The organism is Amycolatopsis samaneae (assembly GCF_039541975.1).
GTDB classification, from domain to species: Bacteria; Actinomycetota; Actinomycetes; order Mycobacteriales; family Pseudonocardiaceae; genus Amycolatopsis; species Amycolatopsis samaneae.
Map to the genome: position 1 here is coordinate 1 of NZ_BAABHG010000009.1, position 17347 is coordinate 17347.

Consider the following 17347-nt stretch of genomic DNA (forward strand, 5'->3'; position numbering starts at 1 on the left):
GGCCTACCCAAACGCCACATCATCCGCTGCCTCAAACGCTACGTCACCCGAGAGATCTACCACGCCCTCACCACAGACATAGCCAACCTCACAACCACCACTTGACATCTATAGGAGCATCCTTCAGCACAGCCGCCCGGGCTCACAAGTCCCCTGCGCCGAAAGCGTCCCTGGGTGCGTTGGGTGCGACGAGGGCGTCCCTGGGTGCGGCCAACGCACCGAAGGCGTCCCTCGGCACATCCAGCCACGGCCAGCACCCCGCACGCCCCGCAAGCAAACCCGAAAGTCCGTGAGGGCCTCCTTCACAGCGCTCAACGCTGTGAAGGAGGCCTTCACGGCACAGGCCGAAACCAAAAAGCAGAGATCAGCGCGGCGAGGGCGTCACCCGCGCGAGCGCGGCGATGAGCCGGTCGACGCCGTCCCCGCCCTTGGCGTCGTAGCAGCCGGAAAGTCCCTTGTACACCAAGGGAAGCAGCGCGTTGATCCGCAGCCCGTACTTCGTGCACGCGTGCATGATCTTCGGCTTCCCGATGATCTTCGCGAACACGTTCCCGAGCCGGTAGTACCCGCCCATCAGCTCCGCGACCGCCCGCGGATAGCCCTCCAGCGCACGCTCCCGCGAAGGCCCTTCCGCCCGCGCCAGCGCCTGCACCACGACCTCGGCCGCGAGCTGCGCCGACTCCATCGCCGCCGAGATGCCCTCGCCGTTGAACGGGCTGACCATGCCGCCCGCGTCGCCGAGCAGCAGCAGGCCGTCGCGGTAGTGCGGGGTGCGGTTGAAGCCCATCGGCAGCCCGGCGCCGCCGACCTTCCCGATCGCGTTCTCCTCGCGGTAGCCCCATTCCTCGGGCGTCCCGTCGAGCCACTGCCGCAGCAGCGCGCGGTAGTCGGTGTTGCGGAACGAGGCCGACGTGGACAGCATCCCGAGACCGACGTTCACCGTGCCGTCACCGAGCGGGAACGCCCAGCCGTACCCCGGCAGCAGCTTCGGATTCCGCGGGTCGGAGCGGTCCCACAGCTCCAGGTGCCCTTCGATGAACGGGTCGTCGTGACGCGGGCTCTTGTAGTAGCGGCGCACCGCGACGCCCATCGGGCGCTTCTCGTCCTTTTGGATGCCGACGCTCAGCGCGAGCCGCGCGGACACGCCGTCGCAGGCCAGCACCAGCGGCGCGCGGTAGGACACCGGCGTCCGCTCCGGGCCGACCTTCGCCTCGACGCCGATCACACGCCCGCCGGGACTGGTGATCGCGCCGGTCACCGAGGTCCGCTCGTAGAGCCGCGCCCCCGCCTTGACCGCGGTCTTCGCCAGCAGGTCGTCGAAGTCCTGGCGGGTACGGGAAACCCCGTACGGCGGGTAGCTGGTCAGGTCCGGCCAGTCCAGCTCCAGCGTCAGGTCGCCGGTGAGGATGCGCAGGCCGCGGCTGTGCACCCAGCCCGCCTCTTCGCTGGTGTCGAGACCGAGGTCGATGAGCTGCTTGACCCCGCGCGGGGTCAGCCCGTCACCGCAGACCTTTTCCCGGGGAAACTCGGTCTTCTCCAGCAGCAGCACGTCGACGCCCGCGCGGGCGAGGTACGTGGCGGCCGTGGACCCGGCCGGTCCGGCACCGACGACGATGACCTCGGCGTCATGCTCGGGACTGCGGCGGCGCGGAGAACTCATGCGTGCGAGTCTACGGCGGGCTTGCGGGCCCGATGGACGGCGACGACGCCGAAGGTGAGGTTCATCCACTCCACCTCGGTCCAGCCCGCGCCCGCGATGATCTCCCCCAGCCCGCGCTGGTCCGGCCAGGCGAGCATGGATTCGGCCAGGTAGGAGTACGCCTCGGGGTTGGAGGAGTTACGGCTGCCGAACCAGGTCAGCAGGCGCAGCACGAACTTCCGGTGGACGAAGCGGATCGGCGCGAATGTGGGCGTCGACACCTCGCAGATCACCAGCCGCCCACCGGGCCTGGTGACCCGGGCGATCTCGATCAGCGCGGCCTTGACGTCGACGAAGTTGCGCAGCGCCAGCGAGATCGTCACCGCGTCGAAGCTGTCGTCGGCGAAGGGCAGGTGCAACGCGTCCGCCGCGACCATCGGCACCTTCCGGTGCCTGCCCGCGCGGAGCATCCCGACGGAGAAGTCCGCGGCGAGGCACCAGGCGCCGCCCCGCGCGTACTCCACGGTGGACACGCCGGTCCCGGCGGCGAGGTCGAGGACCTTCTCCCCCGGCTTGGCGTCCAGCGCCCGCGCGGTGGTGGTGCGCCAGCGCCGGTCGAAGCCGAACGTCATGAACGAGTTCGCGCGGTCGTAGCCGGACGCGACGTCGTCGAACATGGCGGCGACGTCGTGCGGATCCTTGTCAAGACTCGCTCGGGACATAGCCGCAGAGTAGCTGTCGGGTGCTGAGAGCGGCGTCGCGCCGTCCCCCGGTCAGGGCAGGCGCGTGAGTGTCCTGACGCCCTCGTTCTCCTCACCGGCGAGGATGCGGCGTTCGAGTTCCCGCAACGCCGGGCCCGGTTCCACCCCGAGCCTGCCGACCGACGCGTGGCGGGCCCGGCGGTAGACGTCGAGCGCCTCGCCCCGGCGGCCGTCGCCACACAACGCGAGCATCAGCAGGTGATGCAGCCGCTCGCGCAGCGGATGCCGCCGGGCCAGCGCCGAGAGTCCGGCCGCCGCCGCGGCGTGCCGCCCGAGTTCCAGGTCCGCCGCGTGCAGTTCCTCCAGCAGGGACAGCCTGCGCTCGCTCAGCCGCGCCGCTTCACCGGCGAGCACGGGCACGTCGAAACCCTCGTAGGGAACGCCCTGCCACAGTGCGAGTGCCCGCCGGGCCAGCTCGGCGCGCTCGGCCGGATCGGCCATCCCCGGCGCCCGCGCCGCGGCCGTTTCGAAGCGCTCGGCGTCCAGTTCCGCGGGCAGCACGGCGAGGTGGTAGCCGCCGGGCCGCCAGGTGAGCCGTCCGGGTTCGGGCAGGTCCTGACGCAGCTTGTGCACGTGCCAGTGGAGTTTCCCCGGCGCTCTCGGATCGGGGCCGCACTCCCAGAGCGCGCCGGTCAGCACCTCGGCGCGGACGGTGGTGTTGGCGCCGGCCAGCAGCACGCCGAGCAGCGTGCGGCGCAGCCTGCCGTGGATCGGCGCCTGGCCCGCGCCGATGGTCCCGAGAACCTCGAACCTCATGGCACGAGGGTGCGGCGGCGTCATACAAAACCGGTACAAGGAGCGGTTTTGTCGGTGGTGTGTCCTACGGTGACCGCATGACTCGCCTGAGCCACGAACGCTACTGCGCCGAGATCGTCACGCAGACCGAATCGCTGGTCGCGCGGATCGCGGGCGCCGACCTCACCACCACGGTGCCGTCCTGCCCGGAGTGGAACGTGGGCCAGCTGCTGCGCCACCTCGGCGGGGTCCAGCGCTGGGCGGAGACGATCGTGCGCACCCGCGCCACCGAGCCGGTTCCCGAAGGAGGACGCGAACTCGACGATTACACCGAGGAGGACCCGGCCGTCGTCGGGCCCTGGCTCGCCGAGAGCGCCGAACGGCTGGCGGAAACCCTGCGCGCGGCGGGCCCCGGCACACCGGTGTGGACGCCGGTACCGGGCTACGGCACCACGGAGTTCTTCGTCCGCCGGTTCACCCACGAAGCGGCGATCCACCGCGCGGACGCGTTCCTGGCGCTGGGCGTGGACTACGAACTCGACAGGGAGGTGGCGATCGACGGTATCGACGAATGGCTGGAACTCGGCTCGCTGCCCCTGCACTTCGACGTCCATCCCTGGATGCGCGAGCTCCTCGGCCCCGGCCGCACCCTGCACTTCCACGCCACCGACACCCCACCGGAATCGAACGCGGAATGGGTCGTCGACCTCACCGGTGAGGTCATCACCTGGCGCCGCGCCCACGAAAAGGCCGCGGTCGCCGTGCGGGGGCCGGTCACCGGGCTCCTGCTCGCCATCTACAAACGACGCCCGATCACGGAAGGAGGATTCGAGGTCTTCGGCGACACCGAGCTGCTCGATTTCTGGCTGGACCGCGTCGACTTCGGCTGAGCCGGGCTACCCGAGCGCGGCCAGCATGCCGCGCACCGAAGCGGGCCACGCGAACTCTTCGGCGCGCGCCCGCGCCGCGGCGCGCCGCAGATCCTCGGGGTGCTCCAGCAGCCCGGTCACCGCGGAGGCGAAGGCGGGCGCGTGGTCCGACACCGCCTCGCCGCAGCCCGGCCGGACGATCTCCCGCAGCGCGCTCGACGCCGAGACCACCACCGGGGTCCCGGACGCGAGCGCCTCCAGCGCGGCGAGCCCGAACGTCTCGTGCGGGCCCGGCGCGAGGGAGACGTCCGCGCTGGCCAGCAGCCGTGCGACCTCGCCACGTCCGGACAGAAAACCGAGGAAGGTCACCGGCAGGCCCCGCGCCCGGCGCTCCAGCGCGCGCCGCCGCGGCCCGTCACCCGCCACCACCAACCGGACGCGGGCACCGGACTCGGTCAGCTCCGCGACGGTGTCCACGCTGCGCTCGACGTGCTTCTCCGGCGAAAGCCGTCCACAGTGGACGATGAGCGCGTCGGCGCCGCCGGCGAGGGTGTACCGCCAGCCGTCGTCGCGTCTCGCCGGGGTGAACGTCGCGAGGTCGACGCCGAGCGGCACGCGGCGCACGTTCGGCACCGCGATGCGGTCGAACTCCGCGCGGGCGAACGCGGTCGTGCAGACCACCGTGTCGTAGCTCGCGGCCATCCGGCGGTTCGCGGCGTCGGCCACGCGGCGGGCCATCGGCCCCGGCAGCAGGAACTGTTCGAGCAGCCGGTCCAGCCGCTCGTGCGAGATGACCGTGCTGGGCACGCCGTTGCGCCGCGCCCAGACGCCCATGCCGCGCAGGGTCAGCCGGTCGGACACCTCCAGGCGGTCCGGTTCCAGCCGCCGCAGCACCGCGCGCACCCGGTGCGGATCCACCGCGCGATAGCCGCCGGTGCCCGGGATCCGGGGCGCGGGAAGGGAAAACCGGCGGACCCCGCTGGGCAGCGTCTCGTCGGCGTAGCGGTGACCGGGCACCACCAGCGTCACCCGGTGCCCGCAGGTCACGTATCCGGCGCCGAGGTGGTGCAGCGCGGTCCGCAACCCACCCGAGGCCGGTCCGTAGAAGTTGGCCAGCTGGACGATGTGCATCACGCGCCGCGCATGGTCAGGCGGCGCGCGCGGCCCGGCCCTGCACCGCTTCGTAGTGTGCCTCCAGCTCGCGGCACACGGCGGGCCAGGTGCGGCCCAGCACCACTTTCCGCGCCTTCTCCCCCAGCCGGGCCCGCAGCGCGGCGTCGCGCAGGTCGTCCACTTTGGACACCAGCGCCGGGCCGAACTCCGCGCGGCCGGCGGGGAGCAGATAGCCGGTCCGGCCCGGCAGCACGAGGTCCTTCGGGCCGCCCGCGTCCGGGGCGAGCACCGGCAGCCCGGACGCCATCGCCTCCTGGACGGCCTGGCAAAACGTCTCGTGCGGTCCGGTGTGCACGAAGACGTCGAGGCTCGCGTAGGCGGCCGACAGTTCCTCGTCGTACTTCGCGCCGAGGAAGGCCGCCCCCGGCAGGCGTTCCCGCAGCATCGGCAGCTCCGGACCGTCGCCCACCACGACGACCCGGATGCCGGGGACCCCGGCGAGCGCGGTCAGCCGGTCGACCTCCTTCTCCGGCGCGAGCCTGCCGACGAAGCCGACGAGCAGTTCCCCGTTCGGCGCCAGCTCGGCCCGCAGCGCGGGGTCGGCGTGGGCCGGGGAGAAGCGGGAGACGTCGACACCGCGTGCCCAGCGGTGTACCCGGGGGACGCCGTGCAGCCGCAGCTGGTCGACCGAGTCGGTGGACGGCGCGAGTGTGCGGTCGGCTCGCGAGTGCAGCCGCCGCACCCAGCGCCACGCCGCGCGGGCGGCGATGCCGAACCCGTACGCGGCGGCGAATCCGGCGATGTCGGTCTGGTACACCGCGATCGAGGGCACCCGGAGCCGGCGCGCGGCGGCGAGCCCGCGCGCGCCGACCACGAACGGCGACGCCAGGTGCACCACGTCCGGGCCGAAGGCGGCGAGCGCGGTCAGCACCGTCCTGGTCGGCACCCCGATCGGCAGGGAGTTCACGCCGGGGAACTCGAGCGCGGGAATCCGCACCACCGGCGCGCCGCGATAGCTGTCCGGACCGGGCCCCGGCGCGATGATCAGCACGTCGTGAGCGCGCTCGGCGAGATGCTCCACGACCCGCAGGACGGAGTTGGTCACGCCGTTCACCTGCGGCAGGAAACTTTCGGTGACGATGGCGACTCGCACACCGATCACTGTCGCACCCGATTCTGGCGAACCGGGCCAATCCCGCGTGACGCCCCGGCCAACGGCGGCCGAACACTACTTACGAGTACCCCGCGAGCACTATCCGTCGACAGATTGCGCAAGACATGTCATCTCCAGGTCGTGTCCCGGAAACCAGCGCGGCCCAGACTAAGAAGGCATGACCCTCCTTTCGTCGCGGCCGCCTCGGCCGGTAGAACCAGGGCTGCTGTCCAGAGCCCTCGAGGTGGCCGGGCGACTGGCCAACGACGCCACCGACGTGATCACCGCGACCGCGGGGCGGGGCGCGCACCCCGCCACCCTGGACTCACCGTTCGACTGGGTCACCGACACCGATCGCATCCTGGAACGGCACACCCGCCGGGTGCTGACCGCCGAGTTCCCCGGGATCCCGGTGGTCGGGCACGAGTTCGGCGCCGACCACGGCGCGGACATCGCCGAGTACCGCTGGGTCGTCGACTCGGTCGACGGCACCGCGAACTACGTCGCCGGGGTGCCGTGGTGCGCCTACAGCCTGGCGCTGATCGACGCCGCGGGCCCGGTGGTCGGCGTCGTGGCCGACCCGTACCGCGCGCAGATCTACGCCGCCGCGCGAGGGCGCGGTGCCCGCGCGAACGGCAAGCCGATCACCCTCGCCGACCGTCGCGGTACCGCGGGCGCGATCGTGTGCACCGAACTGGCGCGGACCGGGCCGTGGCCGGGGATGGGCGGGTTCATCGAACGGGCCGCCGCCGCGCACGCCGGGGTCCGGGTGCTCGGCTCGGCGGCGTTGTCGATCGCGCAGGTCGCGCTGGGGCACGCGGCCGCGGCGGTGCTGCACAGCTACCACGAATGGGACGTCGCGGGCTCGGTGGCGATGGCGATCGAGGCGGGCGCGGTCGTGCTGGACAAGCACGGTGAGGACACCACGCTGCCGACGGACGGGCTGCTGGTCGCCGCGCCCGGCGTCGCCGACGAGGTGCTGGGCTGGTGGCAGGAGACCGCCGCCGTCACCGGAGCTTCCTGAACACCGTTCAGGGTTCGCCGACGGTCATGCGCCCCAATGTGGCGTTCGGTGCGTTGAGCGCACCCAATGCCACATTGGGGCGCTCGTCCGCCTAATCCGAAACGGCGGGAGCGGCGGGCACGGGCGCGGCGGCCTGAGCGCGGCGCTTCTGGCGCCGGATCCACCACAGCAGCGGCGTCGCGACGAGCCAGGTGACCAGCACGGTCAGGCCGAGCGGGACCAGCGTCTCGGTCGCCGAACGCCCGGCGACCCTGGCGAGGTCGGGGTCCGTCGCGTCGTACTCGATGCGCACCAGCTGGCCCGCGGCCAGCCCGCGCGGGTAGAGCACCCCGTTCGACGGGCTGTGCACGACGCCGTCGGGGGTGGAGAACTGGATGATGGTGCGGTCGAACGCGACCGACTCGACCTGCGCGGTCGCCGTGCCCGGCTGGCCGGAGATCGCGTTGTCGTTGCGGATGGCGGCGAAGAGCAGCGCCACGCACATGACGGTGAGGAGCGAGGCGGCACCGAGGGTGACGTACCACCCGATGCGCCTCGCCCGCTCACCTTTGGTCATCACGCCGCGAGCATAGAGGTAAGACTCAGTGCGCGTGCTCGGCGTGGAGCAACTCGTGGGTCGCCTGGATCTGCGCGTACGACTTCGGTGCCTGCTTGACCGTCGCCGCCGAAGCCGCGAACGCCTTCGGGGTGGCGCCGTTCGGGCCGACCGCCGGCTTGCCCGAGGTGTAGAGCCAGGTCTGGAACAGGTCGTACAGCGGCTTCCCGGAGATCTTCTCGGCCAGCGCGATGAACTCCGTGATCCGCGCGGACTTCCCGGCCTTCTCCTTCTGCCAGGTCTGCAGGATCTTGAAGAACGACTCGTCGCCGACGGTCTTGCGCAGCGCGTGCACCGCGAGCGCGCCACGGTCGTAGACGGCGCCGTCGAACTGGTTGGCCGCGCCGGGGTCGGCGGGCAGCAGCTTCCACAGCTTGTCGTCGGCGGGGTGCGAGTCGTAGGTGTACTGCGCCAGCTCGTCCGCGGTGCCCTCACCGGTGTGCTCGGACCACAGGTACTGCGCGTAGGTCGCGAAGCCCTCGTTCAGCCAGATGTCGCTCCAGCGGCCGAGCGTGACGTTGTCACCGAACCACTGGTGCGCGTTCTCGTGCGCGATCAGCGAGGTGTTCGCGCCGGCGGCGAAGTTCCGCGCGCCGTAGACCGGGCGGGTCTGGTTCTCCAGCGAGAAGCTGATGCCGCTGGTGACCACGCCGCCCTGCGCCTCGAACGGGTAAGGCCCGAACTTCGACGCGAGGAACTCGTTGACCTCGGGAGTCCGCTCGACGCTGGCCTTCGCCGCGTCCAGCGACGGGCCGAGGTCCGCGCCGTAGGCGGTGATGAACGGCTTGCCGTCCGGCGTCGTCGACTGGGTGACCTCGAACCTGCCGACCTCCAGCGAGGTCAGGTACGTCGCCTGCGGCTGCGTGCTGCGCCAGTTCCAGCGCGTCCACCCCGCCCGCTTCTTGGTCTTGCTCACCAGCGTGCCGTTGGACAGCGCGGCGACGTCGTCGGGGACCTCGACCGAGACGTCGAAGGTGGCGCGGTCGGTCGGGTGGTCGTTCGACGGGAACCACCACGCGGCGCTCTGCGGCTCGTCGACGCCGAGCGCGCCGTCCGGGGTCTTCTTCCACCCGGCGACGCCGTCGATCTTCACCTGCGACGGCGTGTCCGCGTAGGCGACCACCACGGTGGCGGTCTGCCCCTTGGCCAGCGGCGTGGCCGGGGTGATCACCAGCTCGCCGTCGCCGGTGGAGTTGGTGAACTTCGCCGGGCGGTTGTTCACCAGGACGCTGCTGGCCTTGAGACCGAAGTCCAGGTCGAACCGGGACAGGTCCTGCGTCGCGGTGAGCTGGAGCGTGGTGGTGCCGGACAGCAGGTCGGTGGCGGGCTGGTAGGTCAGCCGGATGTCGTAGTGCCGGACGTCCGTGCCGCCGTTCCCGGCGTTCGGGTAGTACGGGTCCCCCACACCGGACGCGCCGGGCGAGGGCGCCGCGCCCGCGACTCCCGCGAGCAGCACCGAAGTGATTCCGGTGGCCAGCACACCCAACCCGGCGCGCGTTCTCTTCCTCATCTGCATCCTCCCAGGACGAATTCAGGCTCGTTGAACGTATTCAGCTACCGAATCCGGAGATACATCCGAAGGGAGGTTTCTTACCCGGTGAGAATGTGTCCCGCCACGCTTTGACGCGGCGTTGATCTTGGTCTAGACGGTGTCCCGCGGGACACCCGCACCCGATCGGCGCGACGAGCGGCTGCGCGATCGTAAGCTCGTCACGCCTCGTCCGAAACGGCCGAACGCACGACATCACGCAGCCGGGCGTGCAGATCGCGGTGCCGGGTGCGGTCGACACGGACCTCGACCACCCGCAGCCCGGGAGCCGGGCGCAGCGCGGCACGGAACTCGGTGAGCGTGTCCGCCACGACGTGCGGCACCCGGTATCCCGCGCACAGGGCGCCGAGATCCGCGCCGTGCGGGGTGCCGAAGACCCGCTCGAAACTCGCGTTGTGCTCCGGCGCGCCCTGCTCCAGCAGCGAAAAGATCCCGCCGCCGTCGTCGTTGAGCACCACGATCGTCAGGTCCGGCCGCTGCTCGGCGGGCCCGGTCAGCAGCCCGTTCGCGTCGTGCAGGAACGTCAGGTCGCCGATCAGCGCGTACGACGGCCCGCGGTGCACGGTGGCGGCGCCGATCGCGGTGGACACCGTGCCGTCGATCCCGGCGACGCCGCGGTTGCGGTGCACCAGGACGTCCGGGCGCAGCCGCCCGGCGAGCGCGACGTCCCGCGTCGGATTGGAGGAGCCGACGACCAGCAGCGAGCCCTCGGGCAGCGCGTCCACCAGCTCACTCGCCAGCCGCAGCCCGCTCGGCCACGGCTCGTCGGCCAGCAGCCCGTCGACGGCCGCGCGCGCGGCCGCGTCGGCTCGGCGCCAGCCGGCCAGCCACTCCGGGTCGGCGGGTTTGGTCGGCTCGTCGAACCACTGCCCGACCTGGCGGACGTTGTGCGCGGGCGCCGGCCAGTCGGAGTCGGGCCGGACCAGCAGCACCTCGACGTCCGGATCGGACAGCACACGCTGGACCTGCCGGAACACCGTCGGGCGGCCCAGGCACAGCACCTGCTCGGGCTTGTGCCGCGCGATGAAGTCCTCGACGCCGAGCAGCCACGTCCCCGACGAGATCGCCGTCGCGCCGGACAGGCCGAGCCCGCCGGTCTCGGACACCACGGGCCAGCCGTGCTGCTCGGCCCACTCGCTCGCCGCCTGCACGCCGGTGTCGCAGGCGATGACCAGGCCGTGCCGCGCCGAAGGCACGACGAACGAGGGCAGCGCGCCGAAGTCCGGCAGTTCGGTCCAGCGCTCGCCGCCGGGACGCCCTTCGAGTGATTCGTACCACTCGGGGACGTCGTCGCCGTCGTCGCCGACGTCGGGCACCAGGGGCTCGCGGAACGGGATGTTCAGGTGCACCGGCCCGCAGCGCCATTCGCCGTACGCGGCGTTCCACGCCCGGCAGATCTGGCTGCGCCAGTAGGAGTTCTGGCCGGCCCGGCGCTCCGCGACGGCCAGCTCGTCGAAGTAGCGGACGGCGTCGCCGTAGAGCTGGTGCTGGTCGATGACCTGGCTCGCGCCCGCCGCGCGCAGCTCCGGCGGCCGGTCGGCGGTGAGCACGATCAGCGGGACCCCGGCCCGGTCGGCCTCCAGCACCGCGGGGTGGAAGTTCGCGGCGGCGGTCCCGGAGGTGCACAGCACCGCGACCGGGCGGCCGGTGCGCGCGGCGATGCCGAGCGCGAGGAAGGCGGCGCCGCGCTCGTCGATGCGGACGTGCAGCTGGAGGCGCCCGGCCGCGGCCGCGTCGTAGAGCGCGATGGACAGCGGAGCGTTACGGGAGCCGGGGCAGAGCACGACGTGGGAAACCGTGTTGCGGACGAGTTCGTCGACGAGCACGCGGGCCTGCGCGGTGGACGGATTCACCGGCGGACCTCGCGACCTACGTCTTCACTCATAAGCACACGTCCTATTCTCCCAAACGTGGATGAAGCCCAAGTTTCCGAGCTGTTCGATCCCGCCGCGTGGACCCCGGTCGAGGGATTCGACTTCACTGACATCACTTACCACCGCTCGGCTGAGAACCGCGGTGGCAAGCGGGTCGCCCGCATCGCGTTCGACCGGCCGGAGGTCCGCAACGCCTTCCGGCCGCACACCGTCGACGAGCTGTACCGCGCGCTCGATCACGCCCGGCAGAGCCCGGACGTCGGCTGCGTCCTCCTCACCGGGAACGGACCGTCCCCCAAGGACGGTGGCTGGGCCTTTTGCTCCGGCGGTGACCAGCGTATTCGCGGACGCTCCGGGTATCAGTACGCGAGCGGGGAGACTTCGGACACGGTGGACCCGGCGCGGGCTGGACGGCTGCACATCCTCGAGTGTCAGCGCCTCATCCGATTCATGCCGAAACCGGTGATCGCGGTCGTCCCCGGCTGGGCGGCCGGCGGCGGGCACTCGCTGCACGTGGTGTGCGATCTCACCCTCGCCTCGGCCGAGCACGCCCGCTTCAAGCAGACCGACGCCGACGTCGGCTCGTTCGACGGCGGGTTCGGCTCGGCCTACCTCGCCCGGCAGGTCGGGCAGAAGTTCGCGCGGGAGATCTTCTTCCTCGGTCGCGAGTACACCGCCGAGCAGATGCACGCGATGGGCGCGGTCAACGCCGTCGTCCCGCACGCCTCGCTGGAGGCGGAGGCGCTGGACTGGGCGTGGACGATCATCGGCAAGTCCCCGACGGCGCAGCGCATGCTGAAGTACGCCTTCAACCAGATCGACGACGGCCTCGTCGGCCAGCAGCTCTTCGCCGGGGAAACCACCCGACTGGCTTACATGCAGGACGAGGCTGTCGAAGGCCGCGACGCCTTCCTCCAGAAGCGCGACCCCGACTTCTCCGACGTCCCGTACTACTACTGACCCGACGGTCCGTGGGGGCCTCCTTGAGGGACCTGGAGTCCCTCAAGGAGGCCCCCACGGACTTGAGTGCGCCCGGTCGTAGGGTGCGAAGGGGAAGCTTGGGAGGTTTCGTGCGGGAGGTGTGGCTCGACGGGTCACCGGACGCGGTGAGCGCGCTGACGCGGGCGGTGGCGGAGGCGCTCGACGGCGGACCGGCGGTGCTGCCGCTCAACGCCGGGGACCCGTCGGCGAAGACGCTGCGGGCGGCGATGGCCCCGGACGACCCCGTCGAGCCCGGCACCGCCGTGCTCATCGCGACGTCGGGATCCACCGGCGCGCCGAAGGGTGTGCTGCTGTCCGCGTCCGCGCTGCGCGCGTCCGCCACCGCGACCCACGCCCGGCTCGGCGGGCCCGGCCACTGGCTGCTCGCCACCCCCGCGCACTACATCGGCGGCCTCCAGGTGCTCGTCCGCGCGTTGCTGGCGGGCACCACCCCGGCGGTGCTGACCGGCGACGGTTTCCGCCCGGACGACTTCGCCGCGGCCGCCGCCACACTGTCGACCGCCGACGGTCCACGGTATACCGCGCTCGTGCCCACCCAGCTCGTCCGCCTGCTCGACTCCCCGGCGGGGCTGGCCGCGGCCCGGTCCTTCGACGCCATCGTGATCGGTGCCGCCGCGACCTCGGCGGGGCTACGTGAACGCGCGGCGGAGGCGGGCGTGCGGATCGTGCCCGCGTACGGGATGAGCGAGACGGCCAGCGGCTGTGTCTACGACGGCGTCCCGCTCGACGGCGTCCGGATCGAGCTGGACGACGACCGGATCCGGATCGCGGGCGACGTCCTCGCGCACGGCTACCGGCGGCAGCCGGAGCTGACGGCGGAGTCGTTCGGTGACGGCTGGTTCCGTACCTCCGACCGCGGCCGGTTCACCGAGGACGGGCGGCTCCGGGTTCTCGGCCGCGTGGACGACGTGATCAACACCGGCGGGGTGAAGGTCTCGGCCGCCGCGATCGAACGCGTCCTCGGCGCCCAGCCCGGCGTGCGCGAAGCGTGCGTGGTCGGCGTGCCCCATCCGGAATGGGGCGAGGCCGTCGTGGCCCTCGTGGTCCCCGGCGGCGCCTCCTGCGACGGCGGCGACCTGCGCGCCGCGGTGAAGTCCGAACTCGGCGCCGCGTGTGCCCCGAAACGGGTCGAATTCGCCCCCGAGCTTCCCCTGCGCGGACCCGGGAAAATAGACCGAATGGCCGTACGGGATCGGTTCCGGGCGGAAATGGCCCCCTGATTCACCCGGTTGTGTTGACAGGCCACGGACCGAACGGCTTGGCTGCTGTCCATGACGCGCCGGATACGTATCGCACTCGCCTGCACTCTCGCCGTGTTCGGGCTGGCCGTGCTCGCCGGTCCGGCTGTCGCGGACGAGACACCCCTGCGCGCACCGAACAGCGGTCAGCTCACCTGGAGTGTTCTGCACACCCCGTGACTTCGCGGGGTTTCTGACCAACGGGTGATCGTCATGGCGTTGAATGGACGTCATGGCGACAGTGAGTGAGTGGATCGAAGGCGCCCGGCCGCGGACGCTGCCCAACGCGATCGCGCCGGTGGTCGCCGGGACCGGCGCCGCGATCGCGCTCGACGCCTTCTCCTGGTGGCGCGCGCTGCTCGCCCTGCTGGTCGCGCTGTCCCTGATCATCGGCGTCAACTTCGCCAACGACTACTCCGACGGCGTCCGCGGCACCGACGAACACCGCGTCGGCCCGTTGCGGCTGGTGGGTTCCGGCACCGCCGCCCCGAAGAGCGTCCTCGCCGCCGCACTCGCCTGCCTCGGCCTCGCCGGCGTGCTCGGGCTGCTGCTCGTCGCGTTCACCGGGCACTGGTGGCTGCTCGCGATGGGCGGGCTGTGCATCCTCGGCGCGTGGTTCTACACCGGCGGCAGCAAACCGTACGGCTACTACGGCTTCGGCGAGATCGCGGTGTTCGTGTTCTTCGGCCTCGCCGGCGTGCTCGGCACGGTGTACGTGCAGGCCGGGCAGGTCAGCTGGGCCGGGCTCGGCTGCGCGGTCGCGGTCGGCTGCTTCTCCTCCGGCGTGCTCGTCGCGAACAACCTGCGGGACATCCCCACCGACATCGAAGCCGGAAAGCGCACCCTCGCCACCCGGCTCGGCGACCGCGGCACCCGGCGGCTCTACCTGTCGCTGGTGACGGTGCCGTACGTGCTCAGCGTCGTCCTCGGCGTGTTCCAGCCGTGGCTGCTGATCACCCTGGTCACCGCGCCGCTGCTGCGCTCCTCGGTGCGCGCGGTCGGCGGCGGCCAGACCGGCCGCGCGCTGATCCCGGCGCTGCGCGACACCGGTCTCGCGATGCTCGCCTGGGCCGTGCTGAGCGCCGTCGCCCTCGGCCTGAGCTAGTCCGGGAGCTCGTCCTCGGCGAACTTGCCCGTGGTCAGGAACTCCTCGAACTTCGCCTGGTACGGCGCGATGTCCAGGTTCTGCCCGGCCAGCCACTCGTCGCTGTAGTAGGTGTTCGCGTAGCGCTCGCCGCCGTCGCACAGCAACGTCACGACGCTGCCGGCCTGGCCCTCTTCGAGCATCCGCGCGATCAGCCGGAAAGCGCCGTACAGGTTGGTCCCGGTGGACCCGCCGGCCCAGTGCCCGGTGCGCTCGCGCAGCAGCCGGATCGCGGCCAGCGAACCGGCGTCCGGGACGCGGATCATCTCGTCGATCACGCCGGGGACGAACGAGGGCTCGACCCGCGGGCGGCCGATTCCCTCGATGCGCGAAGGCATTCCGGTGCCGTAGTCCAGCGCCCCGGTCTGCCAGGCGCCGTAGAACGAGGAGTTCTCCGGGTCGACGACCGCGATCTTGGTGGTGTGCCGCTTGTAACGGACGTACCGGCCGAACGTCGCGCTCGTGCCGCCGGTGCCCGCGCCGACCACGATCCAGGTCGGCACCGGATGCCGCTCGGACTTCATCTGCGCGAACACCGACTCGGCGATGTTGTTGTTGCCGCGCCAGTCCGTCGCGCGCTCGGCGTAGGTGAACTGGTCGAGGTAGTGCCCGTTGCACTCGGCCGCCAGCCGCTCGGCCTCCGGATACATGTCCGGCGCGCGGTCGACGTAGTGACATTCGCCGCCGTAGAACTCGATGAGCGCGATCTTTTCCTTGCTGGTCCTGCGCGGCACGACCGTGACGAACCGCAGGCCGAGCATGCGCGCGAAGTACGCCTCGGACACCGCCGTCGAGCCGCTGGAGGACTCGATGAGCACGGTGTCCGGCCCGATCTGACCGTTGACCAGCCCGTAGAGCAGCAGCGACCGGGCCAGCCGGTGCTTGAGCGAACCGGTGGGATGCACCGATTCGTCCTTCAGATAGAGGTCGATGCCCCAGTCCGCGGGCAACGGGAAGACGTGCAGATGGGTGTCGGCGCTGCGGTTCGCGTCGGCCTCGATGATCCGGACGGCCTCACGGACCCAGCTACGGCTGTGCAGCCTGCTCATGCGATGGCCTCGCTCCGCGAGACAGTGTTGGACTCTTTTTGGCGCATGACATCCATGATTCGCTCGCAAGCGTCGCTCATGCCGCGTCCGCCGCACTGTCCGAGGTGGTGTCGCCGCGCAGTTCGGCGCGCAGCTTCGCGCGGGCCCGCGCGCGCTGCTCGTTACGCCGGGCCAGCCCCGCGGTCACCCGCGCGTTGAGCGAACGGAACAGCAGCAGCCCCAGCGGCAGGCCGACGACCAGGCCGATCAGGACCGCGACCAGCAGCGGGACGCCGACCAGCGCCAGCACCACGGCCAACGCCGCGACCAGCACGAATCGCGCCAGCAGGTACACCGTCAGGTCACGCGCCAGATGCGGGACCGGAGTCTTGGCTGATGTCGGCGTCTCACTCACACTTCAGCAGGCTACGCCTTGCCCGCCGGCTCCTCGTCCAGGCCCGCGTTGTTCGGGCGCCCCTCGAAGCGGGTGGACAGCACGACGGTGGTGTTCGTGCGGCCGACCCCGGGGATGCGGCGCAGCCTGCCCAGACACCGTTCGAGCTCGTCGACGGTCGACACCCGGACCTTGACGACGAACGCCTCGTCGCCCGCGACCGCGTAGCAGCTCTCGACCTCGTCGAGACCGCCGAGCGCGTCCGCGACGTCCTCGTCGGTGGCGGTGTCGGTGGGATGGATGCCGACCAGCGCGGTCACCCCGAGCCCGACGGAGTTCGGGTCGACCATCGCGTGGTAGCCGGTGATCACCCCGGAGGCCTCGAGCTTGCCGACGCGCTCGTGCACCGAGGACGCCGAAAGCCCGACGGACCTCCCGAGGTCGGCGTAGGTCGCCCGGCCGTTTTCCCGCAGTGCCGCGATGATCTTCCTGTCGACGTGGTCCACGTGCTCACCCTAGGCCGCCTTCGTGAAGATCCCCGCGCGGCCGGGCGTTCGCTCCCGCTGAGACGCATCCCACATCGCGGGCGAGACCGCACCCGACCGGCGACGGTGAATCTTCCACCGAAAACCGCTCTCACCTCGTGATCAAGCATTACCTGCCGCCAGGCCAGCCGGTTCCACACCGTGAAACCCGCCGAAATGCCCTTTCACGGCACCCGGAAAGTCCCCTAACGTCGAAAGCGCCAGCGGGAAATCGAAAAAGCCCAGCTCAGTGACGCGCCCATCGATCAAGCCTTCCAGCGGGAAAACTCTCAAACATTACGCCCGCGCGCGTCGGATGTCCATAAGAAACATGTCTGTTTTGTCCTTTAAGGGCTCTTTACTCAAGGACAACCGTTCGAGTACCTGACGGGTGAAGTGCAACGATTGCCGTGTTGGCTACCCCGGCGCGACGGGCCCACCGGCCCAGGTCGTCTCCGGTATAGCAGTCAGGTCGTTAAGGAGGCGGAAAATGACCGCGACCATGGGAGGACGGTTGCTCACCCCCGGTGAAGTGGCCGCTCTGTTCCGAGTGGACCCGAAGACGGTGACCCGGTGGGCGACCGCCGGCCGGATCGGCTCCATCAGGACCCCGGGCGGGCACCGCCGATTCCGCGAGTCCGAGGTGAACGAGCTCCTGGCCGAGCTGACCACGGACGCGAGCGAACCGGCGCGGCACGCCTGAAC

The 17347-nt window shown here is 71.3% G+C and carries 18 protein-coding genes; 7 read left to right on the forward strand and 11 right to left on the reverse strand.

Annotated elements, in window-relative coordinates; genetic code table 11:
* Positions 1-364: 364 nt before the first annotated feature.
* Genes ABD987_RS23555 through ABD987_RS23565 form a run of 3 tightly spaced genes read right to left on the reverse strand, consistent with a single transcriptional unit; the run spans position 365 to position 3156 of the window.
* Positions 365-1660 (reverse strand): geranylgeranyl reductase family protein, encoded by a 1296-nt coding sequence (locus ABD987_RS23555; RefSeq protein ID WP_345397563.1) that lies wholly within the window; start codon positions 1658-1660, stop codon positions 365-367.
* Positions 1657-2361, reverse strand: coding sequence for a demethylmenaquinone methyltransferase (locus ABD987_RS23560; protein WP_345397565.1), 705 nt, complete (start codon positions 2359-2361; stop codon positions 1657-1659). The genes ABD987_RS23555 and ABD987_RS23560 overlap by 4 nt, the downstream gene beginning before the upstream one ends.
* A gap of 51 nt (positions 2362-2412) precedes the next feature.
* Positions 2413-3156 carry an AfsR/SARP family transcriptional regulator gene (locus tag ABD987_RS23565; protein ID WP_345397567.1) on the reverse strand — a complete coding sequence of 248 codons (744 nt, stop codon included), beginning with the start codon at positions 3154-3156 and terminating at the stop codon, positions 2413-2415.
* A gap of 77 nt (positions 3157-3233) precedes the next feature.
* On the opposite strand from ABD987_RS23565, the gene ABD987_RS23570 reads away from it, so the two are divergent.
* On the forward strand, positions 3234-4025 hold the full coding sequence (locus tag ABD987_RS23570; protein ID WP_345397569.1) for a maleylpyruvate isomerase family mycothiol-dependent enzyme: 792 nt from the start codon (positions 3234-3236) through the stop codon (positions 4023-4025).
* A gap of 6 nt (positions 4026-4031) precedes the next feature.
* Here the strand turns inward: ABD987_RS23570 and ABD987_RS23575 are convergent, their stop codons facing one another.
* Positions 4032-5135, reverse strand: a complete 1104-nt coding sequence (locus tag ABD987_RS23575; RefSeq protein ID WP_345398796.1) for a glycosyltransferase family 4 protein — start codon at positions 5133-5135, stop codon at positions 4032-4034.
* 16 nt (positions 5136-5151) lie between these two features.
* Positions 5152-6222, reverse strand: a complete 1071-nt coding sequence (locus ABD987_RS23580; protein WP_345397571.1) for a glycosyltransferase family 4 protein — start codon at positions 6220-6222, stop codon at positions 5152-5154.
* Between the two features lie 226 nt (positions 6223-6448).
* Here ABD987_RS23580 and ABD987_RS23585 point away from each other — a divergent pair, with 226 nt between their 5' ends.
* A complete protein-coding gene (locus ABD987_RS23585) occupies positions 6449-7294 on the forward strand; it encodes an inositol monophosphatase family protein (protein ID WP_345397573.1) in 846 nt (281 codons plus the stop codon).
* A 91-nt stretch (positions 7295-7385) separates the two neighbouring features.
* Here the strand turns inward: ABD987_RS23585 and ABD987_RS23590 are convergent, their stop codons facing one another.
* The 3 genes from ABD987_RS23590 to menD all read right to left on the reverse strand — a co-directional run bounded on the left by ABD987_RS23590 (position 7386) and on the right by menD (position 11291).
* Entirely contained in the window at positions 7386-7853 is a 468-nt protein-coding gene (locus tag ABD987_RS23590) for a DUF3592 domain-containing protein (RefSeq protein ID WP_345397576.1), read from the reverse strand.
* Between the two features lie 22 nt (positions 7854-7875).
* Positions 7876-9399: a M1 family metallopeptidase gene (locus ABD987_RS23595; protein WP_345397579.1), complete on the reverse strand. Its 1524-nt coding sequence runs from the start codon at positions 9397-9399 to the stop codon at positions 7876-7878.
* A 200-nt stretch (positions 9400-9599) separates the two neighbouring features.
* Entirely contained in the window at positions 9600-11291 is a 1692-nt protein-coding gene (menD, locus tag ABD987_RS23600) for a 2-succinyl-5-enolpyruvyl-6-hydroxy-3-cyclohexene-1-carboxylic-acid synthase (protein ID WP_345397582.1), read from the reverse strand.
* Between the two features lie 57 nt (positions 11292-11348).
* Here menD and ABD987_RS23605 point away from each other — a divergent pair, with 57 nt between their 5' ends.
* The 4 genes from ABD987_RS23605 to ABD987_RS23620 all read left to right on the forward strand — a co-directional run bounded on the left by ABD987_RS23605 (position 11349) and on the right by ABD987_RS23620 (position 14657).
* The gene (locus tag ABD987_RS23605) at positions 11349-12272 is read left to right on the forward strand and encodes a 1,4-dihydroxy-2-naphthoyl-CoA synthase (RefSeq protein WP_345397585.1); all 924 of its coding nucleotides are present in this window, start codon (positions 11349-11351) and stop codon (positions 12270-12272) included.
* A 110-nt stretch (positions 12273-12382) separates the two neighbouring features.
* The gene (menE, locus tag ABD987_RS23610) at positions 12383-13534 is read left to right on the forward strand and encodes an o-succinylbenzoate--CoA ligase (protein ID WP_345397587.1); all 1152 of its coding nucleotides are present in this window, start codon (positions 12383-12385) and stop codon (positions 13532-13534) included.
* A gap of 51 nt (positions 13535-13585) precedes the next feature.
* Positions 13586-13732 carry a hypothetical protein gene (locus ABD987_RS23615; protein ID WP_345397590.1) on the forward strand — a complete coding sequence of 49 codons (147 nt, stop codon included), beginning with the start codon at positions 13586-13588 and terminating at the stop codon, positions 13730-13732.
* Positions 13733-13784: 52 nt separating this feature from the next.
* Positions 13785-14657: a 1,4-dihydroxy-2-naphthoate polyprenyltransferase gene (locus ABD987_RS23620; protein WP_345397593.1), complete on the forward strand. Its 873-nt coding sequence runs from the start codon at positions 13785-13787 to the stop codon at positions 14655-14657.
* On the opposite strand, the gene cds1 is transcribed toward ABD987_RS23620, so the two are convergent.
* From cds1 to ABD987_RS23635, 3 genes are all read right to left on the reverse strand, one after another.
* The gene (gene cds1, locus ABD987_RS23625) at positions 14654-15745 is read right to left on the reverse strand and encodes an L-cysteine desulfhydrase Cds1 (protein ID WP_345397596.1); all 1092 of its coding nucleotides are present in this window, start codon (positions 15743-15745) and stop codon (positions 14654-14656) included. The genes ABD987_RS23620 and cds1 overlap by 4 nt on opposite strands.
* Positions 15746-15821: 76 nt before the next feature.
* Positions 15822-16139, reverse strand: a complete 318-nt coding sequence (locus ABD987_RS23630) for a DUF4229 domain-containing protein (RefSeq protein WP_345397599.1) — start codon at positions 16137-16139, stop codon at positions 15822-15824.
* Positions 16140-16150: 11 nt separating this feature from the next.
* Positions 16151-16624 (reverse strand): Lrp/AsnC family transcriptional regulator, encoded by a 474-nt coding sequence (locus ABD987_RS23635; RefSeq protein WP_345397602.1) that lies wholly within the window; start codon positions 16622-16624, stop codon positions 16151-16153.
* A gap of 508 nt (positions 16625-17132) precedes the next feature.
* Between ABD987_RS23635 and ABD987_RS23640 the strand changes: the two genes are divergently transcribed.
* Positions 17133-17345 carry a BldC family transcriptional regulator gene (locus tag ABD987_RS23640; protein WP_345397605.1) on the forward strand — a complete coding sequence of 71 codons (213 nt, stop codon included), beginning with the start codon at positions 17133-17135 and terminating at the stop codon, positions 17343-17345.
* Positions 17346-17347 lie beyond the last annotated feature (2 nt).